We start from the raw sequence: 15,756 nt of genomic DNA, 5'->3' as shown, positions 1-15,756 counted from the left end.
GTCCGGCAACGGCGACCAGCCGTTCGTTTCCATCCTTGTACCCTTCAGATAGGCCTTCACCGGCATCAGCAAATCCAACCGGAATGGTGATCGGTCATAAGACTGGTTATGGAAACCAAATGTCCCTGTTGCAGTTGCGCACCTTTGTCGAAGTCTATCGCCGCCGCTCGCTGAGCGACGCGGCCCGCGCAATCGGCATCACCCAGCCCGCCGCGTCGCAGCATATCGCCTCGCTCGAGGCGCAGCTCGGCCACCCCCTGTTCGATCGCCATTCGCGCGGCGTCCGCGCCACGGCGATCGCCGACGACCTGGCTGCGGCGATCGGCGACAGCCTCGATACGGCAGAAACGGCCCTCGCCGCGGCACGGGCGCGATCCTCGCGAATGTCCGGGACGGTGCATATCGCCGCGCCGTCGGATCTGCTGGGCGAGATGATCGCCCCCCGGCTGGGGCCGCTGCTGGACGCGGGCCTCGACCTGCGCCTCCACATCGGCGGGCGGGACGCACTTTACAGCATGTTGCTGGAAGACAAGGTGCATCTGGCCGTGACGGCATCGCAGCCGGACGATGCCCGGCTTGCCTTCCACGAACTGGGCAAGGAGGATTTGCGCGCCGTCGCGTCGCCCGCGGTGGCCGAGCGGATGGCGGGCCAGCCGCTGGCCGACGCGCTGACACGCATACCGCATCTGGCGTACGACCTTGATCGCCCGCTCTTGCGGGCCTGGCTTGAGGCCAACCGGATCGAACTGGTCCGTCAGCCCGCCCTGACCGCACCCGACCTTCGCGTGCTGCGATCTGGATTGTGTGCGGGGCTAGGGTGGACGGTCCTGCCCGGTTACCTGACCCACGCCGAGCGTGCCGCCTGCACACTTATCGAGATACCTGCGCCGATCAGCGTGCCGCGCAACACCTTCTACCTCGTCTGGGCGCGATCGTCGCTTCGCCACCCCCGTGTTGCACTTGCTCGCGATGCATTGACTGCTGCGCTTCGAATTTGACTCTCCTACCCTGGCGAGGACGGCGGGCGGCGCCCTATGCTGGAACCACTCTTTCGCGACGATGCATGGCGATCTATGCGATACCGATCGCCGCGAGCGGGAAGCCACTCCGGCCCAAGTGATCGCCGCTATGCCGAACGCCGATAGGGCGATGCCGCCTACCGAGGCGCTGATCGCATTGCCGAGATTGAAGACGGCGATGTTGACGCTCGAAGTGAGGGTTTCTCAGCGACACCGTTGCTGCTGCGAAGTGCACGTTTGTTCATCAATGCCAAATTCGCGGGCTATGGCAGCTTGAGAGCTGAGGACACCGTACGCCGAGGAGGCACGCTCGCTCTTTCTGTTCGCACGAAGGTCGATTGTAAATCGCACAACGGACCGTACTGTAGGCACAACACACCGAACTATCGGAAATGGGATGACCTTCTTGCGAATGCCCGAATGAACCAAACACGGCGAACGATCTTGATTGGCACTGCAGTCGCTGCCTGCGGTGCCTCCGTGCCGGCGCCGGCCAGGAGCCAGAGGCGTACGGCGATGCCAGTCCAGTCATGGCTGGCGCTTGCGTCAGTGCCGGGGGCAAGCTGGGCCGTACTCGACGGCGAAGCGGAGCCGGTCAGCTCTGCAGCAGGATACGCGAAAGCCGGCGCGGCGAACGCAACCACGGAGACGTTGTTCGAAGCCGCTTCCCTGTCAAAGCCGGTCCTGGCGGCTGCCATCCACGATCTCGTCCGCGACGGCAGCGTTGATCTCGACGAGCCTGTCGCCAAGCATATCGATTTCACGATGGATGTCGCGACGCGGGCCACGACGCCTCGTCACCTGCTATCCCATTCAAGTGGTCTGCCAAATTGGCGAACCGAGGCCGGCAGCGATCTGGTGAGCAGGTTCAAGCCCGGCTCCGACTTTCGCTATTCGGGAGAGGGCTACACCCTGCTCGCTCGCCTCGCCGAGATAGTCACGGGGCAGACCGCGGCGGAGGTCGTCCGTTCCCGGGTTCTGACACCAGCGGGAATGACCCGGAGCGGCTATGGCTGGTTGGCCGGCCAATCGCCTCCGGTGGCGTGGGCGCACGATGCCGGCGGCGAGTTGATGGCAGACAAGGGACCCGCGCAGTTCCGGAGGAGCCGGGACGCCGGCCCTCGCCGGTCCGTCGAGACATGGACCCAGGACGATCGCGTTTCGGCAGCCAAGGCGTTCGGCAAGCCGGCCCTGCCCATCTTCATGGCTCCGAACATGGCGGCGGGACTGTGGACGACAGCGAGCGATTATGGTCGCTTCGCCCGCTTTGCGCGCCGCTACCTAGCCATGAATACCCCGACCGTCACGATCGCAGGCAGTCTGGCCTGGGGATTGGGGTGGGGACTAGAACAGTCGGGGCCGGACCGCTTTGCTTGGCACTGGGGCGCTAACGACGGCGTCGCGAACCTGTTCGTTCTCGACCTCCTCAGCAATAACGGACTGGTCGTGCTAACGAACGGGGCCGGGGGGCAGCGGGTCTACGAACGAGCCGCCCGCGTCCGGTTCGGACGCGAGTTTGACGCCTTGACCTGGTTGCAACCGTGACGTCGGCCAACACGTGGTTGGAAACTACCATTCAGACCCAGTCCCGGACGTGCAGGCTCCCTTTCCTGCTCCCAACTTCGGACACTCGTTCATCGCATCAAGAAATAGGTCTGCCGTCCCGCGTCGTGTCCCGGACTGTCCGATCCCGCTGGACAGCTGCACTAGGCACGCGCGCGACCATCTGTATCATGTGAAAATGTCTGACTCACGTCTGCGCTCCCCGCCCAACCCGGCCAATGCCCCCAGCGCCCGCTTCTTCGGCGACATCGGCATAACTCCCGGTGCGCGGGTGCTTGATGTCGGTTGCGGTAATGGTGATTTAAGTCGGTTTGTGGCTGGGCTTGCCGGGCCAGACGGCGAGGTCGTGGCGATTGACCGGAGCGAACAGGCACTGGCGGTAGCGCAAGCAACCGACGCGGACTTGGGTGTCGCGCACATCCAGTACCGCGCGGTTGATCTTTCGGGTGACTTGCCCGATCTCGGACGTTTTGACGCGATCGTCGGCCGTCGCGTTCTGATGTACCTACCTGATGCCGCCAAGACATTGGAGCGGTTAGCGGCGATAGCCAATCCTAATGCCGTCTTGGCATTTCAGGAACATGCACGCACCGCCTTTCCCGCAGGACTTGGGGACCTCGCGTTGCATCGCCAGCTTTATGACTGGAACTGGAGCACAGTTGCAGCAGAAGGAGGGGATGTGGAGTTGGCGCTCCGGCTTGCCGAACTAATGCAGCAATTGGGGCTCTTGGTCGAAGAGGCACGCGGCGAAGCCATCCTGCTCAATCCCAACCGGCCCTCCTTCCTGCCGACACTCACGAAGGCGATGCTGCCGCGAATAGTCGAGCGGGGCATCGCCACCCTGGAGCAGATCGACCCCGACATGCTGGCGCAGCGGCTCGAGGAAGAGCATCGCGCTGCGGGTGGTGTGATCGTTTGGGACCTCGCCTTCTTGGTCGCGGCTCGCGCCCACCCGGCCGCTCGCTGAAATGTCCGTAGATAGGCGGCTGGGAGCGAGTTGAACGAGGAAAGGCTGCCGCGCGACCTGCCCGGCAGACTTGCGGCCGCGAGGACCAAGACCGGTCAACCAAGGCAGTTTCCGGTCTGCCCAACATCGCCCATTCGTTCATGTGCAATATGCATACACATGGCTGGTGACGCTAATGCGGAGTTGGCTCCCCACTGCTCTCCGTTGCAGGTCGACGCTCGAACCGGATGGGTGGCCCACCTTCGATGATATCGAAATAATCCGATCCGGCGGCGAACCGGATGACGATCCCCATACCGTTTGCGAAGAACCGATCGCCGGGTAGCGCGATCAGACGTTCGGGGGCGGGACCGCCAGTATGCGCGTACAGCCCGTCATCGCGCGCCTCGAACGACACCGAAAGGCCGCCCCCTTCGAACCGCCCCGCCCTGTTCGACAATGCGGCCGCAGACAGATGCTGTTCCGTTGCGGCCGGCGCAGCAATTTCGCTCCAGCCATATTCGGTCGCCACCGCACGGACGATCTCGTCCATCAGCCGCCGCCCCTGTCCACCATTGGTCAGTATCACGATGCCTTCGCCCTTGTCGGCATAGGACAGCATCGACGACTGATAGCCTTCGTTCAGGCCGTCGTGCCCGAAGCGCTTCGCTCCATCGGTATACAGGACCGGGCCAAGACCCCAATTGTCACGCACCGGCGTCAGCATCGTCGCAGTCATTCTAGGTGACAATCGACGGCCCGGCTGACCCGCCGCCGATGTCTGTACGTCGATCAGCAACCGCGCAAGGTCGCTCGCAGTCGTCCACAGACCGGCGGGACCGAGTTCGGGATAGACGTGGTAGTTGCCGGCAATCGGTTGCCCGTTCGCATGGCCGAAAGCGAGATCGTTGCCGATCGCCGCGGCGGACGCCAGCGAGAAGCTGCTGCGCGTCATCCCGAGCGGGCGTAATATCTCGCGGTCGGCTAGCTCGGCGAACGACAGGCCGCTCACATCCGACAAGGCGAGTTGCGTCACGACATAGCCGCCACCCGAATAGCGCCACTGCCCGCCTGCTGGCAGGATGCTGCGAACCGCTTCGCTATTGGCGGGTGGCTTGCCGTCGAGGATCTGCACCGTGTCGGGCAGCGGCGTCTCGGACGCATAGCCCGGAAAGCCGTGCACGCTCAGCCCGGCGGTATGGCTGAGCAACTGCCGCAGCGTCACACCCTGCGGCGCCAGTTTCGCATCCGGCGGCAGATGCCAACGGCGCAACGCGGTGTTGATGTCTGCATCGAGCGCGATCTTGCCCTGCTCGACCAAACGCAACGCCAGCATGGCCGTCACGACCTTGCTGATCGAAGCCGCCTGAAACACGGTGTTCGGCGTCACCGGCGCACAACTTGCAGCGTCCCTGACGCCCCAACCCCGCGCCCATGCAATCCTGCCGCCGTGAATGACCGCCACGCTGACGCCCGGCACGCCATGAGTTCGCATCCGTTCGATCAGGGTGGACGGTCGTTCACCCGGCACCAGTACCGGTGGACGCAGGTTGGCCATGACGGTGCGAACGCGAGCGTCGACCGGTCCGCCGGTCGCTTCGTCGAGGATGGGGCAATCCCGCGCTTGCGCCCGCACCGGACCAGCAATCGGCATACCAAGGAACAGTAGCGTCAGGACCATTCGCATGACCGGATTTCCCCTGTGAAACGGACGAGCCACCCCGTTGCGTCACCGAAGGACGCAGCGACGTTCGCAATCTTCGCGACATCAGTCGGCCGTCTCGCCGACCAACTCCGGTTCGGACAACTCGCTGTGCCAGCGCGCCATCGCGTGGAGAACGACCAGTTCGACGATCAGGATCGCCGACTGCAACAGCAGTTGCGTCAGATCGAGGTACAATAGCACCATCACCGGAAGGACGGTTACGGTCGCCGCCAACGTCAGCGACGCCGTCTTCACCACGCGCGGCCAGTCCCGTTCGAGGATCAACCATGCCATGCGCAGATGCCCCACGCCCAGTACCAGCAACAGCCCGATGACCGAAGGCACCACCATCCGATACGCACTGACGGTCAACGGGTTCTGCTGTGCGATCAGGTCAATGACACCGGCATCCGGCACGAAGAACGGAAAGTCGAGCACGGCGCAACCGATCTGCAACGCCGCCAGCGGGACCATGAGGCCAAGCGCCAAGACATGCGCGGTCATGGCGAAGCGCCCTTCCGCGTGAACCGGCAACCGCAGAACGGAAGCGAGGAAGCAGCCCATCGCGAAGCGCAGCGCACCGCCAACCTCGATCGCAACTTCCAGTTCTGCCTGCATGGCGCGGCCCCAAGGGCGACGGCGTTCCTCCATGCAAGCGATCGCCAACGTCATCAGTGCGCGTGCCAGAACTGCCTTCATGCCTGCACTACTCCTCCGCCCGGAAAGCCCGTCGGATCGATTACTTCGTGTGCCAGCGCTGTCCCTGTCGCAGTCAGGCGGTAGGCGTGCCGCGCCGGACGTCCCGCCCGCTCAGGGGGATGCCACTCTGCTTCGACCAGTCCTTGATCGGTCATCCGCATCAGCAGCGGGTACAGCGTCCCCGATTGCAGACCAGTTTCCTTCATCAGATCATAGCCATAGCGCCACTGCTGCGTGCGCGTGGAAAGCGCAGCGAGCAGTGTCAGCATCTGTCTGGAAGGGCGGCGACTCCTCGGCATACACAAAAGTCACATATGTAGATTTATCAGTCAAGCTCACTCGTTCAGCAAAAATGACCAACCATATTTGCTGCCCCCAGAAGCCGGCGCGAGGGCGAGAGGCGGCCTGTCACGACCCATTTCCGGTCATTGCCTGCACTTGCTCGCCTATCCAACTTCGGACATCCGTTCAGGTCCTCCGGAGTGGGGCTGTCGGTCAGCAAACTTTCCCCAGTCACCTAATCAGATTGTCCTGATTGGATCCGATCGCCTGCTGGTAATTTCTCCGCATACACATTCGGCACCGGACCTTTCGGTTCCCCTTTCCTTTGAACCAGCGCCTTTTATAGCGCGGCGCCTTTTATGCGGTTTGACCATTTATAGGGAACCAAAGGCAGGACGAAGACGCCTTGCCAGGCGACTTCCCATCCCATTCAAGTGGAGAAGTTTTCGCCTTCAACTCGCCGGGTCAAACGACTGAACTCGCAACGGTCCGGTTGAGGCGCGTAGCGTAAGTTCGGCAGGTACGGATACCGGCGCCATCTCCACATTGCCGTCGCGTTGCTCCGCGAGAATACCTTCCACGGCTAAGCGAGTGACCGCAGCAATCGGTTGGGTCACCGCTGTCAATGGCGGCGAGGCGAAGCGAACGATTGGTGTATCGTCAAAGCTGATAATTGAAAGGTCGTCCGGGACCGCCAGTCCGCGGCTCCGCGCAAGGTCGAGTGTCGCAACAGCCATTTGGTCGCTGCTAGCTATGATAGCCGTCGCCGGGTCAACGGTGTTCAGCATTGCCTGCGCCGCAATCAGCCCACTGTCGTAGCCGAAATCCCCTTGTTGGAGCAGATCGTCGGCCAGACCGGCTCGCGCCATCGCTGCACGCCAGCCCGTTTCGCGCCAGCCGCTTAGTTCGTAATCACGGGCACCTGCAATAAATCCGATCCGCCGATGGCCCAAAGCAATCAGATGCTCTGTCGCCTCGCCCGCAATCGCCTCGTCACCCATGGTAAGCGAAAATCCGGGACCGGGGGTCAAGGACCCGATCCGTGCGATGCTAATGCCTTGCCGTTCCAGCAGTTCAAGGATCGTAGAATCCTGCGAATGCGGCGGCGTCAGGATGACCCCGTCAGGCCGCAGCGCACCAATCGCCCCCATCAATTCGCGTTCGACATGGTCGCTATGCGTATCGACCAGTTCTAGTATCAGGCGATATCCATGGTGGCTGCACGTCAGCATCCCACCTAGCAGCATCTGGTCCACCCAGTCGGTGCCCTCGCGATTCTGCCAACCGGCGATCGTGCGGTTGCGGTCGTTCAACGCCAGTATCAGGCGTGATTTCGACCCAGCCATACGCTGCGCTGCGATCAGTGGAACGTAGCCAAGCCGGCTAATCGAATTACGCACCCGCTCGGCCAATTCGGCTCGGACATTGGGTTCGTTATTGATGACGCGGCTGACGGTTTGCAGCGATACACCGGCATCGGCTGCGACATGCTTGATCGTCACCGCCTGACGACGGCGTGACATCAGGGACGATCCGCCGGGCAATAGCGCGTGACATAGTCGCCGTGCGGCGGCATCGTTGCAACGGTATCGGCGACCTGCCGCCGGATCATCGACAGCAAGCGGTCGAGTTCGCCATCGCTCAGCTTCCCTGCAATCGGATGATGCGCCTCCGGTACGATCCCCTGACCCAACATCACCTGCACCCAGCTATTCTCGCCGAACAATTCCTCGTTGCGGCGGAATACTCGGCCGGTCTGGCGGAACAAGTCGATTTTTTGCGCGAGGCTGCTCGGTACGTCCATCGCCACGCATTGCCGCCAAAAGGGGGAGTCGCGGCGATCGGTGATCTTGTAGTGCAGGATCAGGAAATCGCGAATCTGCTCCATGTCCTGCAATTGCTGGTCATTGAACTCAACGATATCGGCCGGGCTGATCCGTCCCTGCGGGAACAGCCGGAGCAGGCGCAGCACGGCGCGCTGGATCAGGTGGATGCTGGTCGATTCCAACGGCTCCATGAACCCACCCGACAGGCCGATGGCGACGCAGTTGCGATGCCACTGCTTCCGCCGCGCGCCGGTCGTGAAGCGCAGGAGATTAGGTTCGGTCCGCACCTCCCCCTCGACATTGCCGAGCAGGCGGTTGAGCGCGGCGTCTCGTTCCAGATAGCGGCTGCAATAGACAATGCCGTTGCCGACCCGGTGCTGGAGCGGGATGCGCCATTGCCAGCCGGCATCATGCGCCATCGCGCGGGTATAGGGCAAAGGCGGGCCGACGCTCTCCGTCTGCACCGCGATCGCCGCGTCACAGGGTAGCCAGTGGGTCCAGTCGTCATAGCCTGCGTGCAACGCGCCCTCAATCAACAGCGCGCGGAAACCGGTGCAATCAAGGAACAGGTCGCCCTCCACCCGCCGGTCGCCGTCGAGCAGCAGTGCGGCGATGTCGCCCGTCTCGCCGTTCAGTTCGACGCGGTCGATGCGCCCCTCAATTCGTCGCGTGCCGTCGCGCTCTGCCATAGTGCGGAGGAATTGTGCGTAGCGGCCGGAATCGAGCTGATAGGCATAGTTGGTCGCATCGCCCGGCAGATGGGCGAATCGGCCTTGCAACGCCGCGACCAGTTCGGTGCAATAGTCGTCATAGGGCTGGTCGTGCCCACGCGTGCGTCCGTTCAGCCAGTAATGCTGGAACCCCGCCGCCCAATGGTCGCGACCGGTGGTGCCGAACGAGTGGAAATAGCGGCTGTCCGCGGTCCGCCAACCGTCGAACAGGATGCCCAGCTTAAAGGTCGCGGCAGTGGCGGCCATGAACTCTGCTTCGTTGATGCCGAGCAGCCGGTTGTAGGTGACGAGCGGCGGGATGGTCGATTCCCCCACCCCGACTGTGCCGATCGCTTCGGATTCGACCAGCGTCACCTGAACCATATGGCCCATGGTCCGGGCAATGGCGGCAGCGGCCATCCAGCCGGCAGTCCCACCGCCGGCAACCACGACGCGGGTGACGCTCATTTCGCCAGTTGCCGCAACAGGAAGCTGCGCAGCCGCCCGGCGCTTTCGGCGGTCAGGGGGTCCAGCACGCCGCGTCCGCCCTCCGGGATATGCGCGGTCACTGCGTCGTCGTTCGTAAACACATAATGGTCGAACACCGCGCGCCAGTGCGCCTTCTGATCCTCGGACAGGTCGCGAATAGCCAGGATCGCATGGTGCAGCGCATCCTGCGGCTGGCCGAACCAGAGGGGCTGGTTGCGCCACCAATAGTTGACGAGGATGTTGAACGGCTCCAGCCCCTCGACATGATGCCACCACAAAGACGGGATGTGGATGGCGTCGCCGGGATCAAGTTCGGCGACCTGCGCATGGGCCAGCGCTTCGGTGAAACGAGGATGGCGAGCAAAATCGGGCGCGCTGAAATCGACCATCGACACCGCCCGTCCGGCTGGCGTGTTGTCCAGCGGCCCGAGGTGGAGATTGGCAAACTGGTCGGGCGGGAACAGCGTGAAGCGCCGACGGCCCGCCGCGACGCAGGCAAGGTTCGCCGGCAGGTCGTTATGCGCCGCGATGCGGGTACGCGTGCCGATCCAGATGCTGGCGAGCGGTTCGCGCGTGCCAAGGTCGACTCGGTTCGCCTCGTCCAACCCTTCGAAGAAGCCGCGCATGTCGATCGAGGCGAGATAGATTGGGCGGGGATCGGTTGTATCTTCCTCCCGTGCGATCTGGCCCAATATGTCGGGCAGCTTGGCGCGTACCGTCGCGAAGTTCATCGCCATCGCATCGTCATAGAACAGCCGGCCACCGCCGCCCGGCCGCCCGACTGACACGGTGAAGGGTACATCGCGGTGATGCCGGACCAGATAGTCGCGAGCCGCCTGCGACGATTGCCCCGCCGCCTGCACCAGCGGCCAGTCGCCGACCAGCCCGCGTACCACGAACGGCGCGGTCGCCTCGCGCAGCAGCCGGTCGAGTGTGGCGGCATCGGCCGCCTCGACCTCGACGATAGGGGGCAAGTCAGCCATGACGGTTCTTGCGCGCGATCAAGGCCGGCAGGTTCGCGAGTGAGGCGATCGCCATGTAGATCGGCAGCAAATGCCCATCGGCGTTCAACCGGCCGAGCGTCGCTGCGTCCAGTTCGGCCACCCGTTCCTCGGCAATGGTGTGGAACCCGACCAGCCGATTAGTCGATCCGTCATCCAGCGTCACTTCCAGGGTGAACGGTTCGAGCAGGCCGTACCGGTCGAGCGCCCCCAGGAACGCGGCCGATCCACGATAGCCGGCGTCGAGCGCCCCCAGCCGTTCGAGGATCACGTCGAGATAGGGCGACGGCCGCCCCTCCCGATCGAAGATGCGGACGCCGTCGTCGGTTGAAATTCGCGGGCTGGCGAGATCGATCACCGCCTTGGGCGTGACATCGCCGCCCGGCGCGCCGCCGATCAGAAACGGCTGGATATCGATCGACAGCGGCAGATAGGCCGCGTCCCAGCGGCCATCGGCGAGGAACAAGTTCTCGCCCGCATCGAACCCGAACAGCGCCAGTGCGACCAAGCCGTCGCGTTCGCGGTTCTGCCGGAACAGGATCGGGTAGCTTCCCTGCACCTGCCGGAACTCGTCGGGCACGATCAGCGCGGTCATCACCCCGTCGCCCAGTTCGACCGATCGTTCGCGGCGAACCCGTAGGTCGCGATGCGCGGCGACGTTCAGCAGTTGATGGTCAGACATGGGCAATTCCGGCAGGAGGAGTGAGCGCGCGAAGATAGGCGCGGTTGTTCGGCAGGCTGGCGGCGAGCGTCCGGGCGCGTTGCCGCACCTGCTGCAGCGCCGCTTCGGCACCGGGGACTTCACGCAGCGGCCCGGCGGGCGGCGGAGAGAACCCCATGCCATACAGCACATATTGGTGGCTGGCGGCCGGGAACACCTCGTCGGCATGGGCGAAGTCGACGGGCGATGGCGGCTGCGTCCGCCACAGGTCCAGCTGTTCTTTCAGAGAGGCGGTCCAACTCGCCGGGTCGCGATGCGCCCGCCAATAGGGGGTTTCGCGTTCGCTCAGCGCATAATGCAGTTTCAGGAAATCAACGATCCGGTCCCAGCGATAGCGGAACAGCGCGTTGAACCGCCGCGCGCGCAACGCCACCGCCCCTCGATCCACCGGAAAGCCATCGAGCAGCGCATCGATCGACAGCTCTATCAGCACGATCGCCGACGCTTCGAGCGGTTCGAGGAAACCGGCGGACAGGCCGATGGCGAGGCAATTGCCCTGCCAGAACCGCTCGCGATGCGCCGAGCGGAAGCGCAGTTGGCGAAACGACAGACGGGCGGGATCGACGTCCGGCGCCGTGCGCGACAGATAGCCACGCAGGGTCGCTGCCGCCGCATCGTCGCTCAAATAGTCGGACGCATAGACGCAGCCGATGCCGCGCCGGCTAGGCAGACCGATGTCCCAGAGCCAGCCGGCATCGTGCGCCGTCGCGTTGGTCTGCGACGCGATCGAGCTGTCGGGCGCGACCGGAACCTGCACCGCCAGCGCGCGGTCGTTGAACAGGATCGGCGTGCGGTCGATCGTCCCGACCCCATAATGCCCGCCGATCAGCAGCGCGGCATGTCCGGTGCAGTCAAGGAACAGGTCGCCCTCGATCCGCTCAGAATCGCGCGTGATGACGGCGGCAATATCGCCATTCTGGGCAGCCTCGACCGAAGTCACATGGTCGCGCACATGCATGACGCCCAGCCGGTTACACGCCGTATCACGCAACAGTCCGGCGAACTTGCCGGCGTCGAGGTGATAGCCGTAGTTGAGTGCCCCGGCATAGGACGGCATCGCCAGCTGGCGCGGGGCCAGATCCTCGGCACAGATCGCCGGTTGCGCACAGACCGCTTCGGCGAAACGCCCGGCCGTCCATGCCCGCAACAGATCGGCGGCGGGCAGATCGGTCGGGGCGGTAAAGGGATGATAATAGACGTCATTGGGCGCGCCGGTGCGCCATCCGTCGAAGCGCGATCCCTGTTTGAACGACGCATCGGCGGAGCGCAGGAAAGTCGCCTCGTCGATGCCGATCCGCGCCAGCGTGCCGCGCATCGTCGGCCACGTCCCTTCGCCCACGCCGATCGTCGCGACGTCGGGGGATTCTACCAGCGTCACCGACAAGGGTTTGGTAGCGTGCCGGTCGGCCGCGGCCGCGATGCGGCACGCTACCAGCCATCCGGCGGTGCCTCCACCGACGACCACGATCCGTTTCACCCGCTGCGTCACGCGTCACTGGTCCCGTCTTCGGTCACCGGGCGGCACGCGACCGCCCGGTAACGCTTCGTGCGATCAGAAGCTGAAGCGCACGCCGCCGGTATAGCGCGCGAAGCCCGGCTGCGCGAACGTCACGAAGTTTTCGTTGCGGCGATGGCCGCGACGCCCTTCGCCCGTCAGGTTGATGGCTTCGGCGAACAGCGTCAGCCCCTTGCGGAACTCGTAGCTGACGCTGGCATCGACCTGTCCATAGGCTTCGACGTAAAGCGGGTTGGGGTTGCCCCCGGCGTAGAACTTGTCGCGCCAGTTGTAGGCGACACGGCCCTGCAACCCGGCCTTGTCGTAGAACAGCACCGCATTGGCACTGTCGCTCAAGCCGGCAAGCGCAAACTGGCCGACATTGGGGTCGAGCGCGTTGTTGAACTTCGCGTCACCCCGCACGATCGTATAGTTCAGGATCGTGCCGAAGCCGGTGTCCCAGAAGCTGTGCTGGATCGCGAATTCGAACCCGTCGAGCGTTGCGGTCTGGTCCGAATTGAACGGCGTGCCGACTCGGAAGTCAACCAGCCCGTCCTCAGGCAACCCCAAGATGCGCCCGGTATAATAGCCGTTCACGTCGAGGATCGGCTGCCCGGCCGCATTGCGCGCGACCTCCACGCCCTGCGTGAAGTTGCGCAGGATATAGTCGCGGATGCGACCGGTATCGGTGGTACCACCCAGCGCCGCCTGCGCCGCCCGGAAGCGCGGACCATCGGCCGGATCGCGCAGGTCGAACGCCGAACGCTGCACCTCCTGCGAGTTGATGAAGTTGCTCACCTTCTTGCGGAAATACCCGGCGGAGACATAGCTGGTCGGGGCGTAATACCATTCCGCCGACACATCGATATTCTTCGACAGGAACGGCACGAGGTTCGGATTGCCCTGCAAGCCGCCGCCGCCGGCGATGCCGAACTGGCGGTTAAGCGTCAGGCCGCCCTGCAGGCTGTTATAGTCTGCGCGGGTGATGGTGTGGCTGTACGAAGCGCGCAGCTTGACGTTGTCCAGCACCTCCATGTCGAAGTCCACCGCCGGCAGCCAGTTGTCATAGCTGCCCTTGCTGGTCAGGAAGTCGCTGTTCGGCGAATAGACGATGTTGAACTCGCCCTGCGCGACCCATGCCGTGCCAACCGGGATCGGCGTCAGCGACGAGGAGCTGACCGTCGTCTGATCATAGCGCACGCCCGCGATCAGGTGCGAACGGCGGCCGAGCAGGTCGAACGCGTTGTTGACCTGGATGAAGGGCGAGATCGTCTTCTCGGTAATGCGGCGATCCGCCTCGAACGGTGCCAGGCAGTTGCCGTCGCCGCCGCAGATGCCGAATTTCTGGTCGAGCAGACCGACCATCCGTTCGAAATCGAACTTGTAATAGGCCGGGATGATCCCGTCCTTTGCCCCGTCGACGCCGCGGAACTTGTCGGGCAGCGATACGCGGGTGAAGAGGTCGTCGGGCAGGTCCGCCGGGGTGCCGACGCCACCCCAGGTATCGTTCTGTACGAAGCCGTAGGCCGAGCGGACCTTGTTATTGACGTACGAAAAGCCGAAGTCGATCGAATCGAGGAAGTCGCCGTCATGGTCGTAATGACCGCTCAACTGCACCTGATTGATTTCGTCACGGAAATACGCGTTGCGGAACGAATTGCCGGTCGCGTTGATGTTCGCGGGGTTCAGCGCATCGACGCCCGGCTGCATCATATACGAGATGACCGGTAGGTCCTTGGTGAAGTCCACCGTCTGCGACGCCACGCCGAAGATCGCCGAGCCGACCGACGTGCTGGAGCCGAAATTGTTCGTCGGCTTCGATTCCGCGGTCGAATGATGCGCATCGAGCGTCACCGTGACGCCGCCCGGTGCCTCCCACTTCAGATTGCCGCCCAGTGACTTGTTCTCGCTGACATTGGCGGTCAGCGATCCGCTGTACGACAGGTCCTTTCCGGGTCCGAAGCGTTCGGTGTAAAAGACCGGTCCGGCGGCGGGGCCGTCGGTCCATTCGCTCGACGTATCGCCGAAGTTGAACCAGATGCCGACGCTGCTGTCGCGCGCCTCCACCTTGTTGCGCGAATAGGTGAAGTCGAACGTGGCGGTCAGCGATTCGATCGGACGATATTGCAGCACGACCTGCCCGTTGATCCGCTCGCGGCGAATGTCGGTCAGGTTGTAGGCCGCGCTCTGCGGGACTTCGTAGACGTCGGTCGGACCAGGACGGTTGATGACGTTCGGCCCTTCGGCGCCCAACGTCCCCCAATCGTTCTCGGTGCCGAGGAACGAATTGCCGAACCCGACCGATCCAGTGTTCACGCTGGCGTTGCGCTTCTGATAGCTGCCCGACACCAGGAACCCGAACTGGTCCTCGCTGCCGAACGTGCTGCTGAACACGCCCGACAGTTCCGGCGTGATCTGATCCTTGCCGTTCTGCGAAGTGTCGACCATGCCCTTGGCCGCGACCGATCCGCGGATGCCGGGACGGTCAAGCGGGCGCGGCGTCTTGATGTTGATCGTCGAGCCGATGCCGCCCGACGGCACGGCGGCGCGACCGGTCTTGTAGACCTCGACGCCTGCTATGCCTTCGGATGCGATATTGGCGAAATCGTAAGAGCGCGAGGCAGGGGCGCTGGCACCGTCGCCCAGCGTCGAGGTCGGCAGCTGGCGGCCGTTCAGCACGACAAGGTTATATTCAGGGCCAAAGCCGCGCACGGTGACGGTCGAGCCTTCGCCGTTCGCGCGGTCGATCGATACGCCGGTAATACGCTGCAGCGATTCAGCAAGATTGGTGTCGGGGAATTTACCAATATCCTCGGCGCTGATCGCGTCGACCACACCCTGCGCGTTGCGCTTGATGTTCAACGCATCGCGAAGGCTTGCACGGATGCCTGTGACGAGAATTTCGTCACCTTCCGCTTCGGGCGTTTCCGCAGTCTGGATTTCCGAATCGCCAGGCTGACCAAGCGTTGCAGCCGCGTCTTGCGCAAAGGCGGGCGCTGAAACAGCGACCAACGCGCTGGCCGAAGCCCCGATCATCCAACGCGAAACGGTGCAAGTGGCGCTGCGGCGCATATCATTCCTCCCCTTAATTTTCAGCGCCTCGTATTTATGCGCTTATTGAGAACGTTCACTCGTTCAGCCGATGGAATGAGTCAAGCGTCACTTGATCACGGTGCGAACATTCTCACGAAGGTGATGCGCCGTAGCCATAACGCCACCGGCGCGAGTTCATACGGCCCCATTCCCTGGTATCGCGACTGGATGACGTAGAAGCATTCGTCGCATAACGCGTGGCGTCCG

Annotated in this window: 12 protein-coding genes; 3 read left to right on the top strand and 9 right to left on the bottom strand. The window is 63.7% G+C overall.

The genetic code is table 11. The features are described from left to right. Positions 1-119 precede the first annotated feature (119 nt). The 3 genes from ACZ1JS_RS01430 (at position 120) to ACZ1JS_RS01420 (ending at position 3,549) form a co-directional block, all read left to right on the top strand. Complete coding sequence (locus ACZ1JS_RS01430) at positions 120-998, top strand: LysR family transcriptional regulator (RefSeq protein WP_465167383.1); 879 nt, start codon at positions 120-122, stop codon at positions 996-998. Positions 999-1,535: 537 nt separating this feature from the next. Further along, positions 1,536-2,564 carry a serine hydrolase domain-containing protein gene (locus ACZ1JS_RS01425; RefSeq protein WP_465167382.1) on the top strand — a complete coding sequence of 343 codons (1,029 nt, stop codon included), beginning with the start codon at positions 1,536-1,538 and terminating at the stop codon, positions 2,562-2,564. A 196-nt stretch (positions 2,565-2,760) separates the two neighbouring features. Beyond that, positions 2,761-3,549, top strand: coding sequence for a class I SAM-dependent methyltransferase (locus tag ACZ1JS_RS01420; protein ID WP_465168605.1), 789 nt, complete (start codon positions 2,761-2,763; stop codon positions 3,547-3,549). A gap of 172 nt (positions 3,550-3,721) precedes the next feature. Here ACZ1JS_RS01420 and ACZ1JS_RS01415 read toward each other — a convergent pair whose 3' ends face one another. The 9 genes from ACZ1JS_RS01415 to ACZ1JS_RS01375 form a co-directional block, all read right to left on the bottom strand. Continuing rightward, complete coding sequence (locus tag ACZ1JS_RS01415; protein ID WP_465167381.1) at positions 3,722-5,215, bottom strand: serine hydrolase domain-containing protein; 1,494 nt, start codon at positions 5,213-5,215, stop codon at positions 3,722-3,724. Between the two features lie 81 nt (positions 5,216-5,296). After that, positions 5,297-5,932 (bottom strand): hypothetical protein, encoded by a 636-nt coding sequence (locus ACZ1JS_RS01410; protein WP_465167380.1) that lies wholly within the window; start codon positions 5,930-5,932, stop codon positions 5,297-5,299. After that, positions 5,929-6,201, bottom strand: a complete 273-nt coding sequence (locus tag ACZ1JS_RS01405) for a PadR family transcriptional regulator (RefSeq protein ID WP_465167379.1) — start codon at positions 6,199-6,201, stop codon at positions 5,929-5,931. The genes ACZ1JS_RS01410 and ACZ1JS_RS01405 overlap by 4 nt, the downstream gene beginning before the upstream one ends. Positions 6,202-6,666: 465 nt before the next feature. After that, complete coding sequence (locus ACZ1JS_RS01400) at positions 6,667-7,737, bottom strand: LacI family DNA-binding transcriptional regulator (protein WP_465167378.1); 1,071 nt, start codon at positions 7,735-7,737, stop codon at positions 6,667-6,669. Next, positions 7,737-9,218, bottom strand: a complete 1,482-nt coding sequence (locus tag ACZ1JS_RS01395) for a tryptophan halogenase family protein (RefSeq protein ID WP_465167377.1) — start codon at positions 9,216-9,218, stop codon at positions 7,737-7,739. Before ACZ1JS_RS01395 ends, ACZ1JS_RS01400 begins: the two co-directional genes overlap by 1 nt. Beyond that, positions 9,215-10,222, bottom strand: coding sequence for a cupin-like domain-containing protein (locus tag ACZ1JS_RS01390; protein WP_465167376.1), 1,008 nt, complete (start codon positions 10,220-10,222; stop codon positions 9,215-9,217). Before ACZ1JS_RS01390 ends, ACZ1JS_RS01395 begins: the two co-directional genes overlap by 4 nt. Next, entirely contained in the window at positions 10,215-10,922 is a 708-nt protein-coding gene (locus ACZ1JS_RS01385) for a SapC family protein (RefSeq protein ID WP_465167375.1), read from the bottom strand. The genes ACZ1JS_RS01390 and ACZ1JS_RS01385 overlap by 8 nt, the downstream gene beginning before the upstream one ends. Further along, positions 10,915-12,450 carry a tryptophan halogenase family protein gene (locus ACZ1JS_RS01380; RefSeq protein WP_465167374.1) on the bottom strand — a complete coding sequence of 512 codons (1,536 nt, stop codon included), beginning with the start codon at positions 12,448-12,450 and terminating at the stop codon, positions 10,915-10,917. The genes ACZ1JS_RS01385 and ACZ1JS_RS01380 overlap by 8 nt, the downstream gene beginning before the upstream one ends. 63 nt (positions 12,451-12,513) lie before the next feature. Beyond that, entirely contained in the window at positions 12,514-15,528 is a 3,015-nt protein-coding gene (locus ACZ1JS_RS01375) for a TonB-dependent receptor (protein ID WP_465167373.1), read from the bottom strand. Positions 15,529-15,756 lie beyond the last annotated feature (228 nt).

The organism is Sphingomonas sp. BL-S-05 (assembly GCF_055521695.1).
This window is presented reverse-complemented; position numbering and strand designations above follow the sequence as displayed.

Excerpts from the sequence above, each read along its gene's own strand:
- ACZ1JS_RS01405 (WP_465167379.1), bottom strand. The coding sequence starts at position 6,201 with ATGCTGACACTGCTCGCTGCGCTTTCCACGCGCACGCAGCAGTGGCGC.
- ACZ1JS_RS01375 (WP_465167373.1), bottom strand. The coding sequence starts at position 15,528 with ATGCGCCGCAGCGCCACTTGCACCGTTTCGCGTTGGATGATCGGGGCT.
- ACZ1JS_RS01390 (WP_465167376.1), bottom strand. The coding sequence starts at position 10,222 with ATGGCTGACTTGCCCCCTATCGTCGAGGTCGAGGCGGCCGATGCCGCC.
- ACZ1JS_RS01395 (WP_465167377.1), bottom strand. The coding sequence starts at position 9,218 with ATGAGCGTCACCCGCGTCGTGGTTGCCGGCGGTGGGACTGCCGGCTGG.
- ACZ1JS_RS01410 (WP_465167380.1), bottom strand. The coding sequence starts at position 5,932 with ATGAAGGCAGTTCTGGCACGCGCACTGATGACGTTGGCGATCGCTTGC.
- ACZ1JS_RS01420 (WP_465168605.1), top strand. The coding sequence starts at position 2,761 with ATGTCTGACTCACGTCTGCGCTCCCCGCCCAACCCGGCCAATGCCCCC.
- ACZ1JS_RS01400 (WP_465167378.1), bottom strand. The coding sequence starts at position 7,737 with ATGTCACGCCGTCGTCAGGCGGTGACGATCAAGCATGTCGCAGCCGAT.
- ACZ1JS_RS01385 (WP_465167375.1), bottom strand. The coding sequence starts at position 10,922 with ATGTCTGACCATCAACTGCTGAACGTCGCCGCGCATCGCGACCTACGG.
- ACZ1JS_RS01425 (WP_465167382.1), top strand. The coding sequence starts at position 1,536 with ATGCCAGTCCAGTCATGGCTGGCGCTTGCGTCAGTGCCGGGGGCAAGC.
- ACZ1JS_RS01415 (WP_465167381.1), bottom strand. The coding sequence starts at position 5,215 with ATGCGAATGGTCCTGACGCTACTGTTCCTTGGTATGCCGATTGCTGGT.
- ACZ1JS_RS01430 (WP_465167383.1), top strand. The coding sequence starts at position 120 with ATGTCCCTGTTGCAGTTGCGCACCTTTGTCGAAGTCTATCGCCGCCGC.